The organism is Anabaena sp. FACHB-83 (assembly GCF_014697485.1).
GTDB lineage: Bacteria > Cyanobacteriota > Cyanobacteriia > Cyanobacteriales > Nostocaceae > Nostoc_B.
In genome coordinates this window covers 62,860-83,397 of record NZ_JACJRY010000002.1, presented here as the reverse complement: position 1 = coordinate 83,397, position 20,538 = coordinate 62,860, and the positions used below count along the sequence as shown (strand labels likewise).

At 39.4% G+C, this 20,538-nt stretch carries 13 protein-coding genes and 1 riboswitch; of the genes, 9 read left to right on the top strand and 4 right to left on the bottom strand.

The genetic code is table 11. The features are described 5' to 3' along the window. Positions 1-186 precede the first annotated feature (186 nt). The 4 genes from H6G79_RS02530 to H6G79_RS02515 all read right to left on the bottom strand — a co-directional run bounded on the left by H6G79_RS02530 (position 187) and on the right by H6G79_RS02515 (position 8,804). Positions 187-1,017, bottom strand: coding sequence for a metallophosphoesterase (locus H6G79_RS02530; protein WP_190591844.1), 831 nt, complete (start codon positions 1,015-1,017; stop codon positions 187-189). A gap of 593 nt (positions 1,018-1,610) precedes the next feature. Continuing rightward, complete coding sequence (locus H6G79_RS36305; protein ID WP_199334015.1) at positions 1,611-4,616, bottom strand: C1 family peptidase; 3,006 nt, start codon at positions 4,614-4,616, stop codon at positions 1,611-1,613. 31 nt (positions 4,617-4,647) lie between these two features. Continuing rightward, complete coding sequence (locus tag H6G79_RS02520; protein WP_190591843.1) at positions 4,648-8,247, bottom strand: WD40 repeat domain-containing protein; 3,600 nt, start codon at positions 8,245-8,247, stop codon at positions 4,648-4,650. Next, the gene (locus tag H6G79_RS02515) at positions 8,244-8,804 is read right to left on the bottom strand and encodes a hypothetical protein (RefSeq protein WP_313933873.1); all 561 of its coding nucleotides are present in this window, start codon (positions 8,802-8,804) and stop codon (positions 8,244-8,246) included. The genes H6G79_RS02520 and H6G79_RS02515 overlap by 4 nt, the downstream gene beginning before the upstream one ends. 1,045 nt (positions 8,805-9,849) lie before the next feature. Between H6G79_RS02515 and H6G79_RS02510 the strand changes: the two genes are divergently transcribed. The 9 genes from H6G79_RS02510 (at position 9,850) to H6G79_RS02470 (ending at position 20,346) form a co-directional block, all read left to right on the top strand. After that, on the top strand, positions 9,850-10,929 hold the full coding sequence (locus H6G79_RS02510) for an ATP-dependent 6-phosphofructokinase (protein WP_190591842.1): 1,080 nt from the start codon (positions 9,850-9,852) through the stop codon (positions 10,927-10,929). A gap of 201 nt (positions 10,930-11,130) precedes the next feature. Next, entirely contained in the window at positions 11,131-11,817 is a 687-nt protein-coding gene (locus tag H6G79_RS02505; RefSeq protein WP_190591841.1) for an ankyrin repeat domain-containing protein, read from the top strand. A 371-nt stretch (positions 11,818-12,188) separates the two neighbouring features. Next, positions 12,189-12,318, top strand: a riboswitch (cobalamin riboswitch). Further along, a complete protein-coding gene (cobG, locus tag H6G79_RS02500; RefSeq protein ID WP_313933872.1) occupies positions 12,307-13,833 on the top strand; it encodes a precorrin-3B synthase in 1,527 nt (508 codons plus the stop codon). It overlaps the preceding riboswitch by 12 nt. A 2-nt stretch (positions 13,834-13,835) precedes the next feature. Continuing rightward, positions 13,836-14,462, top strand: coding sequence for a precorrin-8X methylmutase (locus tag H6G79_RS02495; RefSeq protein ID WP_190591839.1), 627 nt, complete (start codon positions 13,836-13,838; stop codon positions 14,460-14,462). Between the two features lie 2 nt (positions 14,463-14,464). After that, complete coding sequence (locus tag H6G79_RS02490; protein WP_190591838.1) at positions 14,465-15,169, top strand: precorrin-2 C(20)-methyltransferase; 705 nt, start codon at positions 14,465-14,467, stop codon at positions 15,167-15,169. A 109-nt stretch (positions 15,170-15,278) separates the two neighbouring features. Beyond that, the gene (locus H6G79_RS02485; RefSeq protein ID WP_190591883.1) at positions 15,279-15,755 is read left to right on the top strand and encodes a hypothetical protein; all 477 of its coding nucleotides are present in this window, start codon (positions 15,279-15,281) and stop codon (positions 15,753-15,755) included. A gap of 181 nt (positions 15,756-15,936) precedes the next feature. Then, entirely contained in the window at positions 15,937-17,820 is a 1,884-nt protein-coding gene (locus tag H6G79_RS02480; protein ID WP_190591837.1) for an iron uptake porin, read from the top strand. Positions 17,821-17,995: 175 nt separating this feature from the next. Further along, positions 17,996-19,048, top strand: a complete 1,053-nt coding sequence (locus H6G79_RS02475) for a hypothetical protein (protein ID WP_190591836.1) — start codon at positions 17,996-17,998, stop codon at positions 19,046-19,048. Between the two features lie 626 nt (positions 19,049-19,674). Then, positions 19,675-20,346 carry a DUF1361 domain-containing protein gene (locus H6G79_RS02470; protein ID WP_190591835.1) on the top strand — a complete coding sequence of 224 codons (672 nt, stop codon included), beginning with the start codon at positions 19,675-19,677 and terminating at the stop codon, positions 20,344-20,346. The last annotated feature ends 192 nt before the right edge of the window (positions 20,347-20,538 follow it).

The window sequence follows — 20,538 nt, the reverse complement described above, 5'->3', positions numbered from 1 at the left end:
CCTCATATTAGCGTTTACAGCTTACCAAATATCAAAATCCATCTTAAGAAATTGTAAAAAATATAGAAGAATGCAGAATACAGAAGCCAGAATCCAGAATCAATTAATCAAAGATTCTGTTTTGTTACTCACAACTAATTTATACTGCATTCTGACTCCTGGCTCCTGAATTCTTGACATCACAACTTATTCTCTTTCTAAGGTAATAACTGTTACTTCTGGCGGACAAAATAGCCTTCCGGGAGAATAAGTTCCTAAACCACGGTTGACATATAGCAGATTCCTTCCTACACGATGTAAACCCTGCGCCCATTCCCAATGACGGAGGACAAAGTTATCTCGGCGTAAATAGGGAAAACAACGCCGGATTCTGTGGGGTATTAGTTGCAGTATGCTTTGACGATAAGCAACCACCGCCCCCAGTCCGGGAATGACTATTTGACCACCATGAGTATGACCAGATAACTGCAAATCAACCCGCCAAGCTTGCAATATTTCCGCCGTGTCCGGGTTATGAGATAGCACAATGCGGGGTATATTTGGGTTTAACTGCTCCATAACAGGTGCAGGGTTAAATTCTGGTGAATACCTATCTGCGAGTCCGACTAATGCTAATTCATTCCCAAACGGATAAACGACTTCATTCCATAAAACACGCACGCCAATTTTAGTTAAAGCCTTGGTAATGTCCCTTTTTGAGTAGCGGTAATAAATATCATGATTACCCAGGACAGCATAAATACCTGCTTGAGTTTGCAATTGTTTGAGTTTTAAAACTAAGTCATTAATTGGTTGGGGACTTGTGGTAACATAATCGCCTGTTAATATGACTAAATCTGGTTTGACTTGGTTGCTCAGTGCGATCGCTTGTTCCAACATCTCATCAGATAAACCCGCACCATCATAATGAAAATCTGACATCTGCACCAACTTCTTACCTTGTAACGATGCAGGTAAACCCGCAATCTTCACCGTTAATTTTTCGACACTCAACGGCCCAGATAATAACCAGTGCATAATAGATTTATAAATTTCAATAATAGCGTTTAAAGTTTAACTAACAATCTGCCATTTGAAAGTTGCAAGTCAAACACTTTTGAGAAACTTGATAAATGTTAATTAAAATCTGAATTTTCTCTGCTGTAGTTAGTCTATAAATAAAATTGCAATAAACCCCATAAGACTGGAAGTTTGAGGGGTTTATATGCAGTATCTTATACCATTTCACTTTAAAAATAATACAGATATGAAAGCATCGCCTCGACTTCGCTCGGCAACCGGAAGCCGAGTTGCCGAGGAAGTGATTTGTATCAGTAATTTCGTGAATTGGTATTAGATGTTGTTTTAAAAGTGGTCGGTTGTGATTATTAGCACTTCTTGATCCCCCCTAACCCCCCTTAAAAAGGGGGGAAATACTTCAAAGTCCCCCTTTTTAAGGGGGATTTAGGGGGATCTAAAATGTTTTGCTACCAACAAGAAGACTTTTAAAACATCCTCTTACACCCATTTTCAACAGACAACCTTTGTAGGTAACTACTGGAATTATTCACAAGTTGGTGGAAGCATACTTACTTCCCTCCTCCGTTTGAAGTTTGTCCGTTTGGAGTTGGCTATGGCGGAGTTTGCCCTACCCCCCCATCTCCATTTTTATCTCCTTTATCTGCGTTCCAAGCACTTGCGCCTGCGCCGAAATTGCCATTTGCTAACCATTCTGCTTTGAGGAGTGACCACCAATCAGCTGTGAGTCCTTTAATAATGTAATCATAAGGCATCCAGCCGTAGCCACCTTGACCCCAAAGATTTCCCCAAGAGTTGCGAATTAGCAAAGCTCCTTCAAATCGCTCACCATCTTCATTTTCGATAATCTTGCGGTCATGATAGCCAACTGCAACGACAGTATGACCACCAATGACTTTATCTCGTTGGCTGGGCAAAGGGATATGTCCTCTACTGAAATTCACTTCATCGTAGACGGAATTATAAAGGGTGAATCCAAATATACAAGGAATTTCAGCAACTAGCAGCAATTTGACTTGCGAAAGGAGTGCATATTTAGAGATTTGACCATAGTCTAGGCGGAAATATTTGATTGTTTTGTAGTTCTCAGCAAAGGAATAACAAAAAGATGTTGGTTCTTCATTAAACTTATCTTCATTGTAAGGCCAATACTCTTCTGGGCAAACTCCAAATGCAACCATCGCCTTCATTGTGTCTCTTACAGAAGCGCCTGAATCGCCTTCTCGTTGCATCAAATTACGGGTAACTTGGTAGAGAAACAAAGGAGAAGCATCTGTGTAGCTACCGCTACTCTTTTTTTGTGCATACTCTATTAAGGCAATTCCGGCATAGGCTGTACAAGAATTTAAGGCACCTTGATCCTCTATAGGAGAACACCAATAGCTTAAATCTACAAATTCTGGTAAGCGTAAAAATACGCCTTGCTCATTAATTAGTTTCTTTATTGTCTTATCTATTTTTGCTTTTTCTATCTCTGTTTTAATCTGCTGACGGAGATTGCTACTAATCGGAAACAACAAACTATTGTTTAGTTTCTCTAAAGACTTTTTGCTGGTTTTATCAGCTTTTTTTTCTTGAAATCCCCCCCCTTCAAGTAACAATGATAGTTGAGAAGCACTAATTTGAAACAAAGGCTTTTTCAGGGGCTTATTGTTTAGGGAATTATTAGGAGTTGTAGGATTATACGCCTGTAATTTTTTGATTTCTGGAGAGAGATGCTCCTTACTACTTTCCAAGATAGATTCGATTTCTTTAGAGATAGAGTCAATTTTCTCTTGAAATTTTTTAGAATCCCATCCTTGCCAATCTATTTCACCATCACTCACGCTATAATCTTGGACTACTGTGACATTATATTCCCGCATCGTTTCTTGAATTATTTTTTTGATATTTTCATTATTGTCTGTTTCTTCACTCAAGAAAGACCAAATTTTCACTATTCCTGCTTCCACAGCTTTGCTTAAGTTATTATATTGACCTAATGGCATCAATATCTGTATTAAAATTTCATTTAATGATTGTAAATTTGGATGGCTGTTATTTTCTTTTAAAGATTTTACAAGTTGTTTTATATCCTTGCTTTCTTTTTCTATTTTTAGTCTCCCGTATAATTTATTTATAAATAATTTAACCTCTATTTCGGGAATTGGGGTCGATATAGGTATTTCTGTTTTTTGGAATAGAGATTCTGGGATTATTGGTGGACAAACTGTATAAAGCAATCCCATTAAATAATTAAGCTTCCTAATACTTGGTTCTATTATATTGGTAATATTGGTAATTATTGTATCTGGTTTGATATCACATTTCTTAATGGATTTTATTCCTAGATAGTCTATTATACCTTTATAATCTTTAATCTTAATATTTTTAAATTCTCTTAACTCATAATCACTAAACCCGATGCTTTTTAAGCCTTCTTCAAAATTGTCCATCAGAGATTGGAAACCTTTATTATCTTTAATAGCTAAGATAATGATTAAAATTTCTGCTATCCATTCGATTATTTTTCTGATAGAGGGCATTACTTCTTTATTTTTTATTTGTTGTGGTATAAAAGAATTCAGTTTTTCTTCTAATTGTTGTCTTATTAAATCTAAATTTTCAATTAATTCGAGTTTTTCTGCCATTCGTTCTAGGATAGAATTTAATTCTTCTGCTTCTGCAATTTGTTCTAGGATACAACCTAATTTTTCATTTTTAATTTTTTCTATTTCCGATTTTATGGACTTAAAGTTCTTTAAAATTATATGTAAGTATAATGCTAGTACACCTTGATAATGTTGGACTATTTTTATATTTTCTTCATTTGAATTATTTTTTTCGGTTTTTTGTAAAAAATCATTCTTATCAGGATTTTTTAAAAATGGCAGTAAATATTTATTGAAAATATATTTTTCACAGGATTTAGGTGGACATTTTTTTTGGCATCCAATAATTATTTTTTTGTATTCTTCAGCATTCGCGGCAATTAATTTCATAAATTCATTTTCTATATCACGAGTAATATCTGCACCTGATGCCAATATCTTTAAAGCGTCCATATCATATTTACCTATAGAACCATCATGTTCTTGAGAACAATACTGTTTTAATAAATATGGTTGAGGTTTTAAGACTTGTCTAACGGCTTCACAAGTCTGTGGATCAAGTGTGGTGTCGCTGATTACTGGTTCATAGGTAAAATTCTCATCTGCACGAAATACTTTCCATGTGGAAATAATGCGTTGTAAATAATTTTTTACCAATAAAACTTCCGAGTCAGACATTTTTTGTTTTAGAACATTATTCATTTCTACATTTACAAAACTAATTTCGCTTGAAAGCTGTTCTATTAGTGTATTTATATTTTTAGTATCATCTTCATTCTTATTTTGTTGCTGTGCAGTAATATTTTCTTGTTGCTGTGCAGTAATCTTTTCTTGATGCTGTGCAATAAATTTTAAAGCTTGACGCAGAGTATCAGCTAGGCTCTCAACATCAGCATTAGAGCCTTGAGTTTGAACTTTGTTCGATAAATTTTGAATTTCACTATTATCTAATGTGAAGTCTCTAACATCGGGATAATCGGGAATCCAGCCTGTTCCTTTCTTTATCATTTTCTTACTCCTTATAAAAACAAAATTGAGTTTAATTACAGAATTTTTGTGAAACTTCTGGGTGAGTTTTGAGGTAATCATGTATCTGTTGACATCCTTGTTTCAACAACCTCTGCAAACTTAAATCAGATACATTCCAAAGCAATACCAATTTGTCTTTTCCAGCAGAGGCTAAAAATTGTCCATCGGGACTGAAATTCACAGCGTTGACTTCCGACTGATGTCCCCTCAAAGTTGTGATTAAAGTTCCATCTAGTTGCCAAAGTTTGATAGTTTTGTCACTACTAGCAGAAGCTATCGCTTTTCCATCGGGACTGAAGCTAATATAAAGAACCGCCGCCGTATGTCCCTTTAGGGTTTTGATCAGTTCTCCCTCTAAACTCCACATTTTGATTGTCCCGTCCGCACTAGCAGAGGCGATGGTTTTTCCATCGGGGCTAAATTTGACATTCCAAACGCGGTCTGTGTGTCCCTTTAAAGTTCTCAGTTCTTTACCATCAACTCCCCACAGTTTCACTGTCTGATCATCACTGCTAGTAGCGATGATTGTGCCATTAGGGCTAAAGCTGACACCTAAAACTCTACCCTTGTGGCCTTTAAGAGTTGTCAGTTCTTGACCTTCTATTCTCCAAAGTTTAGCTGTTTGATCATCACTAGCAGAGGCGATTTTCTCACCATCTCGGCTGAAACTGACATTATTAACGCTATCCTTATGACCTCGTAATATTCTTAATGCTTTCCCGTTGGCATCCCAGAGTCGGATAGTATTGTCATCACCAGCAGAGGCGATTTTCTCACCATCTCGGCTGAAACTAATACCATACACACTGCGTTGGTTTGTGTTGGCGGTAGAGAGTAAATTACCCTTTAGACTCCAGAAGTATAGAAAATTGCCAATACCAGCACTGACTACTTGCTTCCCATTAGGGTGAAAATTGACAGTAATCGCCGCATCTTGATGTCCATTCAGAACAGTCAGCCACCGGCGATGGACTTGCCAGAGCTTGGTAATGTTATCGTTACCAGTTGTGGCGAGAGTTTGTCCATCAGGGCTAAAGGTCAAGCTAGGAATTGCGCCATCATGAGCTGCCCATGTATCTAATAGTTTGCCATCTTGCGTCCACAGCCTGACATTTCCGTCAACACTACCAGAGGCAATCTGTCCATCTTTACTGAAACTAACACTATATAGTTGTTCTGGATGGGAAAGGCTTTTGATTAGTTTCCCATCGGAACTCCAAAGTTTAACTGTTTTATCTAGGCTGGCAGTTGCTAACATTTTTTCATCTGGGCTGAAAGCTGCACTCATCACAGTGTCAGTATGTCCAGTCAGGGTTTGCAGTAGTTTGCCATTTTGTGTCCAAAGTTTGATAGTGTTGTCACCACTAGTAGTAACAATCTGATTGGTTTTGGGATGAAAAAGCACCTGCATCACCCATGAGCTATGTCCATTGAGGGGATTAATGGGATTAATTTTTGTACCGTCAATACGCCATAGTTTGGCTGTATAATCATTGCTCCCAGCAGCAATAGTCTTACCATCCGGGCTGAATTTTACACTTAACAACCAGCTTTTATGAGCATTAATCGTCCTGAGTAGATTACCATTGCGATCCCACAGTTTGACTGTGCCATCGTGGCTGGCTGAAGCCAGCATATCCCCCTTGGGGCTAAAACTCACACTCCTGACTGGTTGGGTATGCCCCTCTAGAGTTTTGATCAGTTTACCGTCTGCTTGCCATAGCTTGATTGTGTTATCGTAGCTGGCGGTGGCAATCATTTGGCCATCGGGGCTAAAACTCACACTTTGAACAATACTTTGATGTCCTTGCAGACGGTTGCGTTCTCTTGACCAGTAGACTGCTTCACTTAAATTGTCTTTTATTTCTGTTTGCAATTGTGGATTAGTGTTGCTTAAAATCAGCGACAGCGATTGATAGCGTTTGGCAGCATCTAAACCACTTAATAGAGCATCAAACTCAGCTTTATCAGGAGCTGAAAGCCCTTTGGAAGCTAGAGCCAAGGCATTAATTTGTCCGATTTCGGCTCTAAAATACTGAATCCCGGCAAAAATTGCGAATAATGACACCACAGTAGAAAAAGACAAGAGTCCGATCATGTTGCGGCGGCGTTGACGATCGCGTCTTTTGACACTAGCATCAATAAACTCGGCAGTTTTTTCACTAAATTTACCCAATGCTGGGTTCAAAGCTGGGTTTTGTCGCAGTTCTACAACTTTTGCTAACTTTGATCCACTCCACAGTTCATCGTCATTCTTCAAAGTCTGCCAATGTGCAACATCATCATTAAGTCGGTTAAAAAGTGCGATCGCCTGACGATTTTCCTCAATCCAGGTGTTGAGTGTTGTCCAAGATGTTAACAAGATTTCATGGGCAATTTCTACTGTAGATACTGGCGCTGTTGTCAGGCGATCGTGTAGGGTTTCTTGAGGCGCATTGCTTACCAATAGATTTTCATCGATCAACTTCCTCAATACACTTTGCTCTAGTTCCTCGCTAAACTCAAAACGATTAGCCCGTCTGCGAACTGGCTTCCAATCGCTACTTGATTCTGAATCTCCACCAATATCTACCAATTTGAGGAAAATTTTCTGAGTTGCTAATTGTTCTGGTTGAGAAAACGCACCATAGATTTTATCTATATGTTCTTGCAGCGCACCTCTCACCCCACCTAACATCCGGTAAGTATTCAAATTTAAAGTCCGGTCATTAATACTACCAGTTTTAACTTCCGTCTCCCACAAGAGATTGAGAGTGTACTGCAATAAAGGTAGATATCCAGCTTGTCCTTGAACATCTTTAATGATTTCCTCTACCAAGCCCGTTTCAAACACTACCCCATGATGAGCCGCAGGTTGTTCAATTGCCAAACGCAACTCATCTTGTTGCATCTCTGCAATTATAGGACGATGGTTATCTGTAGCTTTTACTAAGGCGGGATAAGGGCTGAATCTGTCAAGAAAATCAGCCCGCATAGTTGCTACAATTTTGACATTAGAAACGTTAATTTTACTTAACTGCACTAAGCTAGAGATAAACTTATTCCGCTTTTCTGGCTGAGTTGTAGTAAATAATTCTTCAAACTGGTCAATTAAAATAAACCAGTAATCATCAGGCTGCTTGAGCCTATTGACTACTTCTGTTAAGGTGTCAGTTTCAGCCTCTCGCGCCATCTGGACTGCTGATTGCTTATATTTACTCAGCAAACTTGCATAGAAAGATTCAAAGGGATCAATATCTGGCGTAAAAGTCAGTTTGACCAATTTTGTTCCCCATTTTTGTGATAACCAGGGAATTAAACCAGCACGCACTACTGATGATTTACCACTCCCAGATGCGCCTAAAAGCAAAATTAAATTGGTTTGTTGTAATTGATTGACTATACCTGTGAGAAACTGGTCACGACCAAAAAAAATGTCTTTATCTTCTGGCTCAAATTTCTTTAAGCCTTTATAGGGTGAAGTCGCTCTAAATTCACGGGTTTTAATCTCAGCCACAGAAACTTGCAAAATCTGAGTTTGATTAAAGGTGACAACATTGCTGTCACCGATTGAAACATTACTAATATTTTGCTTCGTTTCATACTGATTATTAGTCGATTGGTTGCTCATATACCAACCCACACTCTAGCAACTAAAGGAGCTAGTTTCATCACAGGATCAGCTAGTTCCGCAACTCCTACTAAACCTTTTTTCAAGGCTTCTATACCTTGTTCTACTAAATTTTTATCTGGCTTTGGTTTCTTCAATTCTCCTTCAATTGTTTGTAGTGGCACTTCTAAAGTTTTCTTTTCAATCGAATTCAAAGTATTATTTGTATTAATATCCTGTTTTAATTTCTCTAGTAATTTCAGTGCTTCTTGTATCTCAGCATTCTGAATTTTTACCTCAGTCTGACTTTGACTGATATTACTTCCCCGGTCTGCTTGCAGTTGATTAAAGGCAATACCAGAGTTACCATTCCCAATATTAATCCCCTCAATATTCTGAGAATGAGACTCCACTGGTTTAGCCGCAGTCAGCATATTTCCTAACACGCTAGGTAGAGACTGTTGTAATTCTAATTTTTCTTCAACTGTCAGATTTTTGATAATTTCTAAAACTTCATTAACGCTATATTTTGGCATAAGGCGTGCATCCCATTTCTGTTGCAATGTCACTAAATTCACATACAAATTGTAGAATTTCGGATTATTTTCACCACAATTTTTTTGTACAGTGAAAAATTAAATTTAGTGGAGACATATTGCTGCCATCCACATTCGCCTTACCCACTTCAAGTTTGCAACAATTTGTGTTATTTGAGCCTAGAATTTCCTTGTGCTGCTTCTCGACTGAAGGCTAGAGAGTTCAGGCTTTACACCTATTGATGAACGTAATTTGGTATGGCGACACATAACAAGTCACCGCACATCAGATCAGGCATGAAGTTAAATCGCTAATTCATACCTCTTCAGTTATTTAGTTATCTGCAAAAATAGTACTTAAATACTGTTTTTGTCGTTTCTATATATACAAGAACGTCTATAGTTCATCGAACAGCACTGAAAGATATAGTATCAGACTCTACAAATAAAAACTATAGGACTTTGATTTTATTTATAAATAAAACTGCAAGATAATACAGGAAAATCACAATACCATTGGCAAAATCAGAGGGTGAAGCCGTAGGTACTTTCATAGTAGACAGGACTTATTTAGAGACAAAGTAAAATATTATACGCGCTTTTTTGCCATAAAACTTACGCAATTGGCATATTTTTTCTGTAGGGTGTGTGACGCAACTAGAAGATGTGAACGTAGTTATCAGATTGATAGTGTCACGCACCAACCACCAATTGTGATACTTACGTAAGTAAGTCCTGGACAATATTCTGGCTCCTAGATATTATACAAGATCAAGTATTAAGACCTCAGTTGACAATAGTTAAAATTAGCAAAATTAAATTATAAAATACAACAAAGAATGAATTTTTGTTTAGAGAAAATAGTGCATACACAAATCATTCTAGACTTTGAAAGTAATGAAATAATCAAAACTATACTTTGAGATTGAGCTTATAGTCAGATAACAGTATAACTTTGCTGTTATCAGTTTGATGGTGTGATTTTGGGCTGAAATTAACCAAATTCATAGCATTTAATCAGATTTTTCAAGTGTTAGCTAACTCTGGTAGTGAGTGAAATTATTTCACGTTTGCAGTGTTCAAAAATATGGGTAAAAGTAAGCGTATAGGCATTCTAACTAGTGGCGGAGATTGCTCTGGTTTGAATGCAGTCATCCGAGCAGTTGTTCATTGTGCTAATGGTAAAGGTTGGGAAGTCTTAGGTATTCGACAAGCAACTCTAGGATTAATGGCAAGACCACCACAAGTTACTAAATTAGAAATCGAGCAAGTTGATCCGTTATTAACTTCTGGTGGCACAATGTTAGGCACTACTAATAAAGGTGATCCTTTTGCTTTTCCGATGGCTGATGGTAGTTTTTGCGATCGCTCATCAGAAATTATTGCAGGCTATCATCAATTAGATTTAGATGCGTTGATTGGCATTGGCGGGGATGGTAGTTTAGCAATTCTGCGTCGTTTAGCACAACAAGGCGGAATTAACTTAGTCGGTATCCCGAAAACCATTGATAATGATATCGGTATTACTGAACACGCCATTGGCTTTGATACAGCCGTTAATATTGCAACCGAAGCACTGGATAAATTACATTTCACCGCCGCTTCCCATAGTCGAGTCATGATCTTAGAAGTCATGGGTCGTGATGCGGGACACATCGCTTTAGCTGCGGGAATTGCTGGGGGTGCAGATGTGATTTTAATTCCCGAAATCCTCTACAGTATGGATGATATTTGTTATCACATTAAAAACCGTCAAGAAGACGGCAAAAACTATTGTTTAGTGATTGTCTCCGAAGCTGTGCGGACTCAAGAAGGGGAAACTCGCACCTTAACTAATCGCCTGGGTCAATCACGATATGGGGGAATTGGGGAATATCTAGCCGACCAAATTAGCGATCGCATCGGTGCAGAAACAAGAGTCACTGTCTTAGGACACATCCAACGCGGTGGTACAGCCTCACCCCTAGACCGATTAGTCGCCTCGGCTTTTGGTGTAGCCGCAGTTAATCTAATTGAGGAAGGTAAATATGATTACATGGTTGCTTGGCAAAATCGCCAAGTGATCACCGTACCAATCGAAGAAGCGATCGCACAGTACAAAGCCGTCAACCCAGAAGATACTTTGGTTCAAACTGCTCGCGGTTTAGGCATTTATTTAGGAGAATAGGCAAATTATCGTCGGGTGTGTTAGGCGCAGATTGTGATGAATTACTCACAATCTGCGCCTAACACACCAATACTAAAGCGATCGCTATTGTACCTCAATAGAATGAGAATCATTATAATAATTCGTTATTTATTATTATTAATATGTATACCAAACATTTCCCCTAATCTTATTTATCATATCAAGTTGTAATGCCAAACTATGCAACAAAATAAAAACAATAGTCGAGAACTATATGATGCTGTTGTTAAAGGTGATATTGATACAATTAATAGTTTAACCGCCAAGACTTTTCATTTAAATCATTGGGCTTTTCAAGAGTGGGATGAATCTTTATGTAAATTTCTGTGTCCTCTTGAAAAGGCTATTGAAATCGGGAACCAAGAACTTATAGAAATACTGCTCCAGTCTCCAAACGATGATCGGAACTCAAAAAAAGAATTTATTTTACGTGCGATCATTTTTACAACATTTTTGAATCAACCTAAAATGCTCCAACTTTTGATTCATCATTTGGGAGGCAAAGTAGACGATGAATATATTCTATTAAGTGGATTACATCACGCCTGTGAAGAAGGTGAAGCTGAGATTGTCAGGATGTTTCTAGAACTAGGAGCAAATGTTGATGGATTATGGGAAAGGGGTACACCTCTGATGATTGCAGCGCAAGTTGGCAATCTTGACGTTATTAAAGTATTAATTGAGTTTGGAGCTAATATTGATAAAATTGCTACTCATTATGACCTTGATGATAGTGCAATAAGAATTGCTGTTATGAATGAACACTGGGAAATTGTGGAATATATGATTCCATTTGTTCAAAATTTAACTGATAAAAGATTTGCCAAACGACAATTAGCTAAAATTAAAGGTAAGGCAAAAGGGTAAGAATTCAGGGTAAAAATAATTCACTCAACATAAAAAGAGTGTAAAAAGTAAATAAGAGACAATCTTGCGAATAGGCTATCATTTAAAATGATGGATAAAAGATGTTGTCAGGTAGATATTTGATTATTTATATCAAATATTGAATCAGAATATTATATATGTTTTATTAAGTTTCGCTAGTTTTTATCTAAATGCTCTTTTATGGGGAAAGTATATAAATAATAGACATCTTGTATAAATCAGAGTATGCCTAATAACCAAGTGAATTTTCCGTAAATCTTTGCGTCTTTGCGCCTTTGCGTGAGGCTTAAAATTTGTGTTTTATAACATTCGTGCAGTCTATTGATGAAAAAAATGTGAAGCATAGAGCATGGCGAAGACGCTCTCATGGTAAATTACTAAGACTTGGAGTTGGGAAACTCCGGTGAAATTCCGGGACTGTGCCGCAGCTGTGAAGGGAAATCCCAAGTCAGAATGCCAACTCCGGGTGTGTCTATAAGACATGATGATCTACTCTCTGCGTTGCACAGAGAAGGAGTTGAGACGTTGGTTTCGGGATTTACAGCCTGTCCGGGGTTATTCTACGCTACATCTGCTCAAGATGGAATTTTATCTCGCCTGAGAATACCAGGAGGGATACTTAATAGTAAACAATGTCAGGCGATCGCACAGATCGCAGATATGCAAGGTGGTGGTTATGTGGATGTCACAAATCGCGCCAACCTGCAAATCAGAGAAATTAGCCAGGGTATCAGCAGCGAAGTTTTACAACACCTGCAAAATTTGGGTATAGGGTCTCACAATTCGGCTATAGACCACATCCGTAATATTATGACTAGCCCAACAGCAGGTATCGACCCAGAAGAATTAATCGATACTCGCCCTTTAATTCAAAGCTGGGATGCTTATTTAGCAGCACATTCGGAACTATCAGCACTCTCAGCTAAGTTTAGCGTTTGCTTTGATGGCGGTGGGAAAGTTTCGGTAAGCGATCGCCTCAATGATATCCTGTTGAGGGCTGAGTTAATCGACACTCAAGTTTACTTCCGCTTATATCTAAGTTTCATCAAAAGCCAACCACCCATCAATACAGGAATTATATTGTTACCTGAACAATGTTTGTCTGTTTTGGCAGCTTTAGCAGATGTTTATTTAAAGCATACTGATATTCAACTTAGGCGCAAGCCACGGTTACAAGCAGTTATCAACAGTTTGGGATGGGAAAATTATCTTCAGCAAGTTGAACAGCGTTTAAGTTTTACTTTGCAGCGTTCTCAACCTTCCCCAACAATAAAGGAAGCAGGTTTCTGGCATATTGGGATTCATCCCCAACGCCAAGAAAATTTGTTTTATATTGGTGTCGTCTTACCCCTTGGTCGGTTAACAAGTCAGCAGTTGCGGCGTTTGGGCAATTTAGCAGCAAAATATGGTAGTGGAACCCTCAGACTCACACCTTGGCAAAATTTACTCATCACTGATATTCCCCAGGAGTGTGTGATTGATGTTCAAAATCACCTAACTGACTTAGGCTTAGATTTCACCGTCACTAATATTCAAAGTACATTAGTTGCTTGTTCTGGTAAACGCGGTTGTGCGGCTTCGGCTACCGATACTAAAAGTCATGCTTTAGCATTAGCCGATTATCTCAAAAATCGTGTTCAGCTAAATCGCCCGATTAACATTCACTTTAGCGGCTGTGCAAAATCTTGCGCCCAACCTCACACAGGTGACATCACTTTACTGGGTGTGAGCGATCGCAACATAGAAAGTTATCACATTTATGTCGGCGATCGTGATAGTCTCGAACAATTCGGTCAGAAAATCTATCAAGATGTGAGTTTTATAGAATTACCTGCACGGATAGAACAAATGCTCACAGTGTATAAAAATCACCGCCTGCACCATGACGAATCTTTTACAGAATTTGTCAATCGATACGAGACTACCCAACTAAAACAGTTATTTAAGATTTCCAACATCTGTGTTCATCTGCGCTCATCTGTGGTTGTTAATTGAAAATGTCCGACTATATCCGCAACGCTAACGAAATTTACCGTAATTCTTTTTCGATCATTCGGTCAGAAGCTAACTTAGATGCCCTGCCACCAGATGTAGCAAAAGTAGCTGTACGTCTAATTCATGCCTGTGGAATGACGGATATTGTAACTGACTTGGGATATTCACCCACAGCAGTACAATCAGCACGCGCCGCCCTCAAAGCTGGCGCACCAATTTTATGCGATTGTCGGATGGTGGCGGAAGGAGTTACGCGGCGGCGACTACCAGCCAATAACGAAGTTATCTGCACCCTGAATTATCCCGAAGTCCCAGAACTCGCCCAAAAACTTGGTAATACAAGGTCAGCCGCCGCTTTAGAATTATGGCGATCGCATCTAGAAAATTCAGTTATAGCCATTGGTAATGCACCCACCGCATTATTTAGGTTACTCGAAATGCTGGATGAAGGAGCGCCGAAACCTGCCGTGATTTTGGGTTTCCCTGTGGGATTTGTTGGTGCAGCCGAATCAAAAGCCGCCTTAGCAGCAGATAGCCGGAATGTACCATTTATGACATTATATGGTCGGAGAGGTGGCAGTGCGATCGCCGCCGCCGCAGTTAACGCCTTGGCAACGGAGGAAGAATAATCATGACAACCAAAGGCCGTTTGTATGGAGTTGGTGTCGGCCCTGGCGACCCCGAACTGTTGACGATTAAAGCACTGCGGTTATTGCAGACTGCACCTGTAATTGCCTATCAATCAGCCACCGATAAAGAAAGTATAGCGCGGGCGATCGTTTCCCAATATTTAACAGGCAACCAAATCGAAGTCCCCTTCCACCTCCCCCGCGCCCTAGAACCAGAAAAAGCCAAAGCCATTTACGACCAAGAAGTTGAACCAATAGCCCAACACCTCGCGGCTGGACGTGATGTTGTCGTGCTGTGTGAAGGCGATCCGTTTTTCTACGGTTCATTTATGTATGTATACACACGCTTATCTGAGCATTACCATACAGAAGTTGTTCCTGGCGTTTCCTCTCTTATGGCTTGTCCCGTGGCTTTAGGCGTACCCTTCACCTACTACAACGATATTCTGACAGTTTTACCAGCCCCACTCCCAGCCGAAGAACTCATCACCCAACTACTAGCCACCGATGCCGCCGCAATTATGAAACTAGGCCGCCACTTTACCAAAGTACGCAATATCTTACATCAATTAGGACTGGCATCACGCGCACTATATATTGAACGGGCAACCATGACACAGCAAAGAATCGTCCCCCTAGATGAAGTTAATCCGGCGGAAGTACCTTATTTTGCTATGATTGTTATCCCCAGTAAAAATCGCCTATAGAACTGGCATTAATTATCACAGTTTTTTTACGGAAATTAACGCAACACTTCCCACAATTGAGGAAATTATTAGTTACGATTGTCTGGATTTTACAGCTGGTGGGGTATGAATCTCTGTGTGGCGTAAGTATAGTTTTATTACTAGTGTGAGTCTTAGTCTCGCTTTATTAGTTACTGGTTGTGAAAATAAAACCTCCCAATGTCAGCGACTAATTCAAGTCGTGAACGAAGGAAATGCTCTTATTGATCAAAATAAAGGTAAGCAAGCAGTTACTAGCTTACAACTATCTAAAGATTTAGAAGCGATTAATACATCTTTAGAAGAATTAAAATTGGCAGATCCCAAACTCAAAGAATATCAAAGTCGTTTTCAAAAGGTATTTGATAACCTTAGTAATGGTATTGCTAAGGCTGCTAAAGCTTTGGCTGCTGCGAAAACAGCCGAAGCTTCACCAACTGGTAGAGAAAAAATCAAAAAAGCCAGAACTGACATTGATACCGCTTTAAGCGCAGTTGCTAAAACTGCTGGTAAAGAATCAGATACTTTAATGAATGATCTGAATAAATACTGTAGCCAGTCGGAATAAGAGGGAACAGAGAGAAGAGGACAAGGAGCAGGGAGCGGGGAGCAAGGGGGAAAATATTTCCTCAATTCCCCCTCCCTCTTTTGATATTTCAGACTTTTTATAACTTTTTATACAGAAATATCCTGAAGAACACCAAAAAACTTTGTCAAAAGAAATATTGGTGTTAGTCAACAGATATACCATGAGCGACCTAAGTCTACTGATGCTAGGCGTATTGACAGCCGGGCAAACATCTCCACCCAACAATTTACCAGAACCGCCTGTAGTTCAGTCAGACACAGAAATACAGCAGCTAAAAACCGAGAATTTATCAGAAATTTCTCCACCTGCGGAAATTACTCCACCGGAATTTATGCCGCCGGATAGTACTTCCGAGGCTATGACTGCGCCTGTAAATCAGCAGTATCAAAATCTACTGAATAAAATCCCTCAAAATACTAGTTCCCAAGATTCGCAAATTCCAGTAGAAACTCCACCAGAAATTTCACCAGCAGTTCAACTCCCAATTTCTCCAGAATCTCCCGCAGCACCAGAGTTTTCTGACACTGCTGAATCAGATGATCAGATGTCTCAAGTAACATCGGTATCGCAATTAGATGATGTCCAACCAAATGACTGGGCTTTTAGTGCTTTACAGTCTTTAGTTGAGCGTTATGGCTGTATTGCAGGAAATAGCAACAGCAAGTATTTGGGTAATAGTGCTGTCAATCGTTATGAATTTGCTCATAGTTTAAATATTTGTCTGAATCAAATTCAAGAATTAATTGCTAAAACTCAAAGTAATACTATTAGTCAAGCAGACTTAGACCAAATCCAAAGATTACAAAGTGAATTTCAAAAAGAGTTACAGGAAATAGCGCAACGTGTTGATGTTTTAGAAAATAAAAATATTGAATTAAAAGCTCATCAGTTTTCTACTACAACTCGATTATTTGGTCAAGCTATTTTTAGTATTCAAGGCACAAATACAACTAATGTGGATTTGTTTCCTAGAGATGGTGTGCCAGAACGGCAAGGTAAAACTAATCTAACTTTTACAAATAGTGTCCAGTTAACTTTAGCAACATCATTCACCGGAAAAGATTTATTAATTACAGGGCTATCGGCAGGAAATTTAGGTTCTAATGCCTCGTTAATTTCTCATAATATGGGGCGCTTGAGTTTTGAGTCGAATACTGAAAATAGAGTAGTTATTAATGATTTATCTTATCGATTTTTACTGGCAGATAATTTAGGAGTTGTGGTGGGTTCGACTGGGGTGAATGCTGCTACAACTTTTCGTGGAATTAACCCGTTAGAAGGTTCTGGAGATGGGGCAATTTCACAATTTGGTCAGCGAAATCCGATTTTAAATATTGGGAATGGGACTGGTGGTATAGGTTTTGACTGGGAAATTAGCGATCGCATCAGTCTTCAAGGCGTGTACAGTTCCGAAATCCCCAGTTTTCCCGGAAATGCCAATTTAGCTGGCTTATTTGGTGGTAGATATAGCGCAGGCGCACAACTCACTCTCGCACCCACCGACAATCTAGATGTCGGCGTACATTACATATATTCCCACTCCCCCAATGATTTACTCGGTACTGGCATTGGTGACGCGCAATTAATTTCGCCATTTGCACCCACTACAGCTTTTAATACCCATGCGGTTGGTGCAACTGTGGCATGGCGTTTAAATGATAATTTACAGTTGGGCGGTTGGGGTGGTTTTTCTACTTCAAAACCAGCTAACCTCTCTGGTAGTGTAGAAACTACTAATTGGATGGTATTTGCAGCCTTACCAAATTTAGGTAAAGCGGGAAATCTCGGTGGTATTTTAGTGGGACAACCACCCAAAATTACTGCTAGTAACTTACCCGATGGCTACAATTTTCCCAACTTTTCAAATGGGGGAACGCCAGGGGGACGTAGCGATACATCACTGCATGTAGAACTTTTTTATCGCGCCCAACTCAATGACCGTCTTTCCCTCACACCGGGCTTATTAGTTGTTTTTAATCCTGATCATAATGCTGCTAACGACACTTTGATAGTGGGCGCATTAAGAGCAGCTTTCCGGTTTTAATTCCGTAACCATGTAAATGTAATCACAAGGGGCGAAACCCCCTGCTGTGTTGTCTTACTACCTTTGACTGTCAGCAATCTTCCCACATATCCAAATTTATATTTCGACTTTTTGATCACGCAGTAGAAGCCTAATGCGTGTTGTTTTTGATCAGGAAATAAGGAGCAAATTTTTCATGCAATTCAATTCATCAGCAAAAAAGATTAGCTGTGCAGTTGTAGGTAGTGGTAGTTTAGCCGCAGTTTTGCTTGGGTTGACTGGTGGCGGTGCTTCTGCTCAAATTACCATTCAAAGCACTGGTAGAATTTCAGGAACCTTGGAACTACCGAGTTTCAACCCTAACTTTAATAGTAGGGTGACTCGCATTGATACGGACTCTCAAGGTGTGTATCAACGTAATATCGGTTCTCAAAGCAATCCTAATTACGTGCCAGTTTATAAGTCAGATTATGTCAAAGTTGAAACTCGCACAGATGGCAGTTTACATTACTTTGTGGATTTTAAAGGCATTCCGGTGATTTCTTTTAATGGGGTTTTGACTTCGCCGGCGCTGTCTGGTGGTCAATTGACACCCTTTACTTATCAAGGCAAAATCCCCAATGTTTCCTTTCAAGGTGTCATACAAGATGAATTTGGGTTTGCCAAAGCTTTCTATACGGGGATTGTCACCGACCCCCAAACAGGTAAACAATATCAAGGTACTTTTCAGTTAAACGGCCAAGGGCCAAGATATAGCGATCGCAATGGTGGCGAAAGTCCCACAGTCTTTGATTATAAGTCTGATATTCCCGGTACTAAGCCAGATCCAACACCTTACGAAATGAAAAATACTCCTTTGGTGAGGTTGACAATTACCGTACCGGCTGACGCTACCCTGATTAATTCTGGTGGTGGGACGACTCCCACAACTCCCACTCCACCCAGCGTCAATAACCCTTCAATGTCTACACCCAGTACACCAATTTCTGTATCAGTAGATAGTGGTGCGATCGCCACGACTCCCATAACATCTAATCTTGGTGGGACATCTGGTCAATCTAGTCCATCGCCTTCCACTGACTCCAATATGGAATTCAGCAGTGGTTCTTCTCCCACAGCTAATCCTGTCAGTTTAGAAGTTTCTCCTGTCGCCCCTAAGATTTGTCACGATGATTCTACGAATTGTCGCCCCCAAGTAACTGCAACTAAACAAGCAATTGGCCCCCGCAGTCGCGTTTTAGTGCGTTAGTTGCTGGTATGGTAGGGGAGCAGAAGGCAGAAGGCACACTTCGACTGCGCTCAGTGACCAGGAGGCAGGAGGTAAAAGCAAAATGTCCTAACCTCTGCGACTACCGCTCTAAATTAGGACTTGAGAAATCAAGGGTTTGAGGTAGGGGTGTTCAAAACCCGTATACCCCTATACCCTCAGACCCTTACACCCATTCTGAACAGATAATTTTTTGCGTAAGTTCTGTAAATATTAAGTTTTCCATTTTTCGGGAATTGGCTCAGGGGAGATTGTATCTAAACCACGACTACAAAAATACGACCTCCTAGAGCAAAAACTATACTGGGAGTTTGAGCGGCAGTTTTGCGGCTCATACTTCCAGATTTCTGCTAAATATGCCCTTAATAATTTTCTGGTTATACTGGTACAAAAAGTGTGAACTCTGATATGGGTCAACCTGGATAAACAGCACCCAAGCCATTAATCAGGGATGGTAAGTTTATCTATCCACTGTCAGATTTTCACAACCTGACAAAGAACATACAAAAAATTACCCCGCTTATTTCTACCCAACTGATCAGTCAACCACAGTAGTTAATGCTATACAACAAAACTACATCAATCACACATCTGGCAAGCGAGCATTTATGAAACAGGAATTGATTGAATTGATAGTCAGGGTTTTACAGGTCTTGCGAATCAACATGAATTGGATGACGTGGAACCTGTTTCTGGCTTTCATACCTTTGGCTTTAAGTGTTTGGTTGTTCCGTACTCACAAGGGACGTTCTTGGGTTTGGTGGTTGGGATTTATCGTATTTTATGCTTTCTTGCCAAATGCGCCTTATTTATTAACCGATATTATTCACCTGATCGACGATATTCGGACAATTCAATCAGTGTGGATGATTACTTTAGTACTAATTCCCGTTTATTTTTTGGTAATTTTTGCCGGGTTTGAAGCTTACGTCATCTCTTTAATTAATTTGGGATACTATTTACACCGCATTGGCAAAAGTCACTGGATTTTTAGAGTTGAGTTAATTACTCATGCTCTTTGTGCTATCGGGATTTATTGGGGAAGATTTCTGCGTTTCAACAGTTGGGATTTTATTACCCAACCGGATGCTTTATTAACTAAAGGTGTAGAAGAACTTGTGGGTAAACAGCCTTTAGTGATTATCACTATTACATTTGTGATTCTGCTGGGGTTGCACTGGCTGATGAAACGAGTGAGTTTGGGTTTTGTGAATCAAACACCACAAAGAATGGTAGTTAACTCAAATTCAGCTAATACTGATACACCGAATGTTGGATAAGCAGAAACTTTAGTTCAAATATTTACATAACAATTTTAATTAATACGTCAGAAAATGGCGTATTTTTTTTAGATCCCCGACTTCTCAAAGAAGTCGGGGATCTTTTTGTTCACGAACGATTTAGGACTGCTATATCTCTCTCAAGAATGGTGGGTTTGGAGGTATTTTTTATCAAAAGAAAGATGAAATTTT

Bases quoted from the DNA above. Each gene is read 5' to 3' on its own strand.
- H6G79_RS02505 (WP_190591841.1), top strand. From the start codon at position 11,131: ATGCAACAAAATAAAAACAATAGTCGAGAACTATATGATGCTGTTGTT.
- H6G79_RS02530 (WP_190591844.1), bottom strand. From the start codon at position 1,017: ATGCACTGGTTATTATCTGGGCCGTTGAGTGTCGAAAAATTAACGGTG.
- H6G79_RS02480 (WP_190591837.1), top strand. From the start codon at position 15,937: ATGAGCGACCTAAGTCTACTGATGCTAGGCGTATTGACAGCCGGGCAA.
- H6G79_RS02495 (WP_190591839.1), top strand. From the start codon at position 13,836: ATGTCCGACTATATCCGCAACGCTAACGAAATTTACCGTAATTCTTTT.
- H6G79_RS02470 (WP_190591835.1), top strand. From the start codon at position 19,675: ATGAAACAGGAATTGATTGAATTGATAGTCAGGGTTTTACAGGTCTTG.
- H6G79_RS02490 (WP_190591838.1), top strand. From the start codon at position 14,465: ATGACAACCAAAGGCCGTTTGTATGGAGTTGGTGTCGGCCCTGGCGAC.
- H6G79_RS02520 (WP_190591843.1), bottom strand. From the start codon at position 8,247: ATGAGCAACCAATCGACTAATAATCAGTATGAAACGAAGCAAAATATT.
- H6G79_RS36305 (WP_199334015.1), bottom strand. From the start codon at position 4,616: ATGATAAAGAAAGGAACAGGCTGGATTCCCGATTATCCCGATGTTAGA.
- H6G79_RS02510 (WP_190591842.1), top strand. From the start codon at position 9,850: ATGGGTAAAAGTAAGCGTATAGGCATTCTAACTAGTGGCGGAGATTGC.
- H6G79_RS02475 (WP_190591836.1), top strand. From the start codon at position 17,996: ATGCAATTCAATTCATCAGCAAAAAAGATTAGCTGTGCAGTTGTAGGT.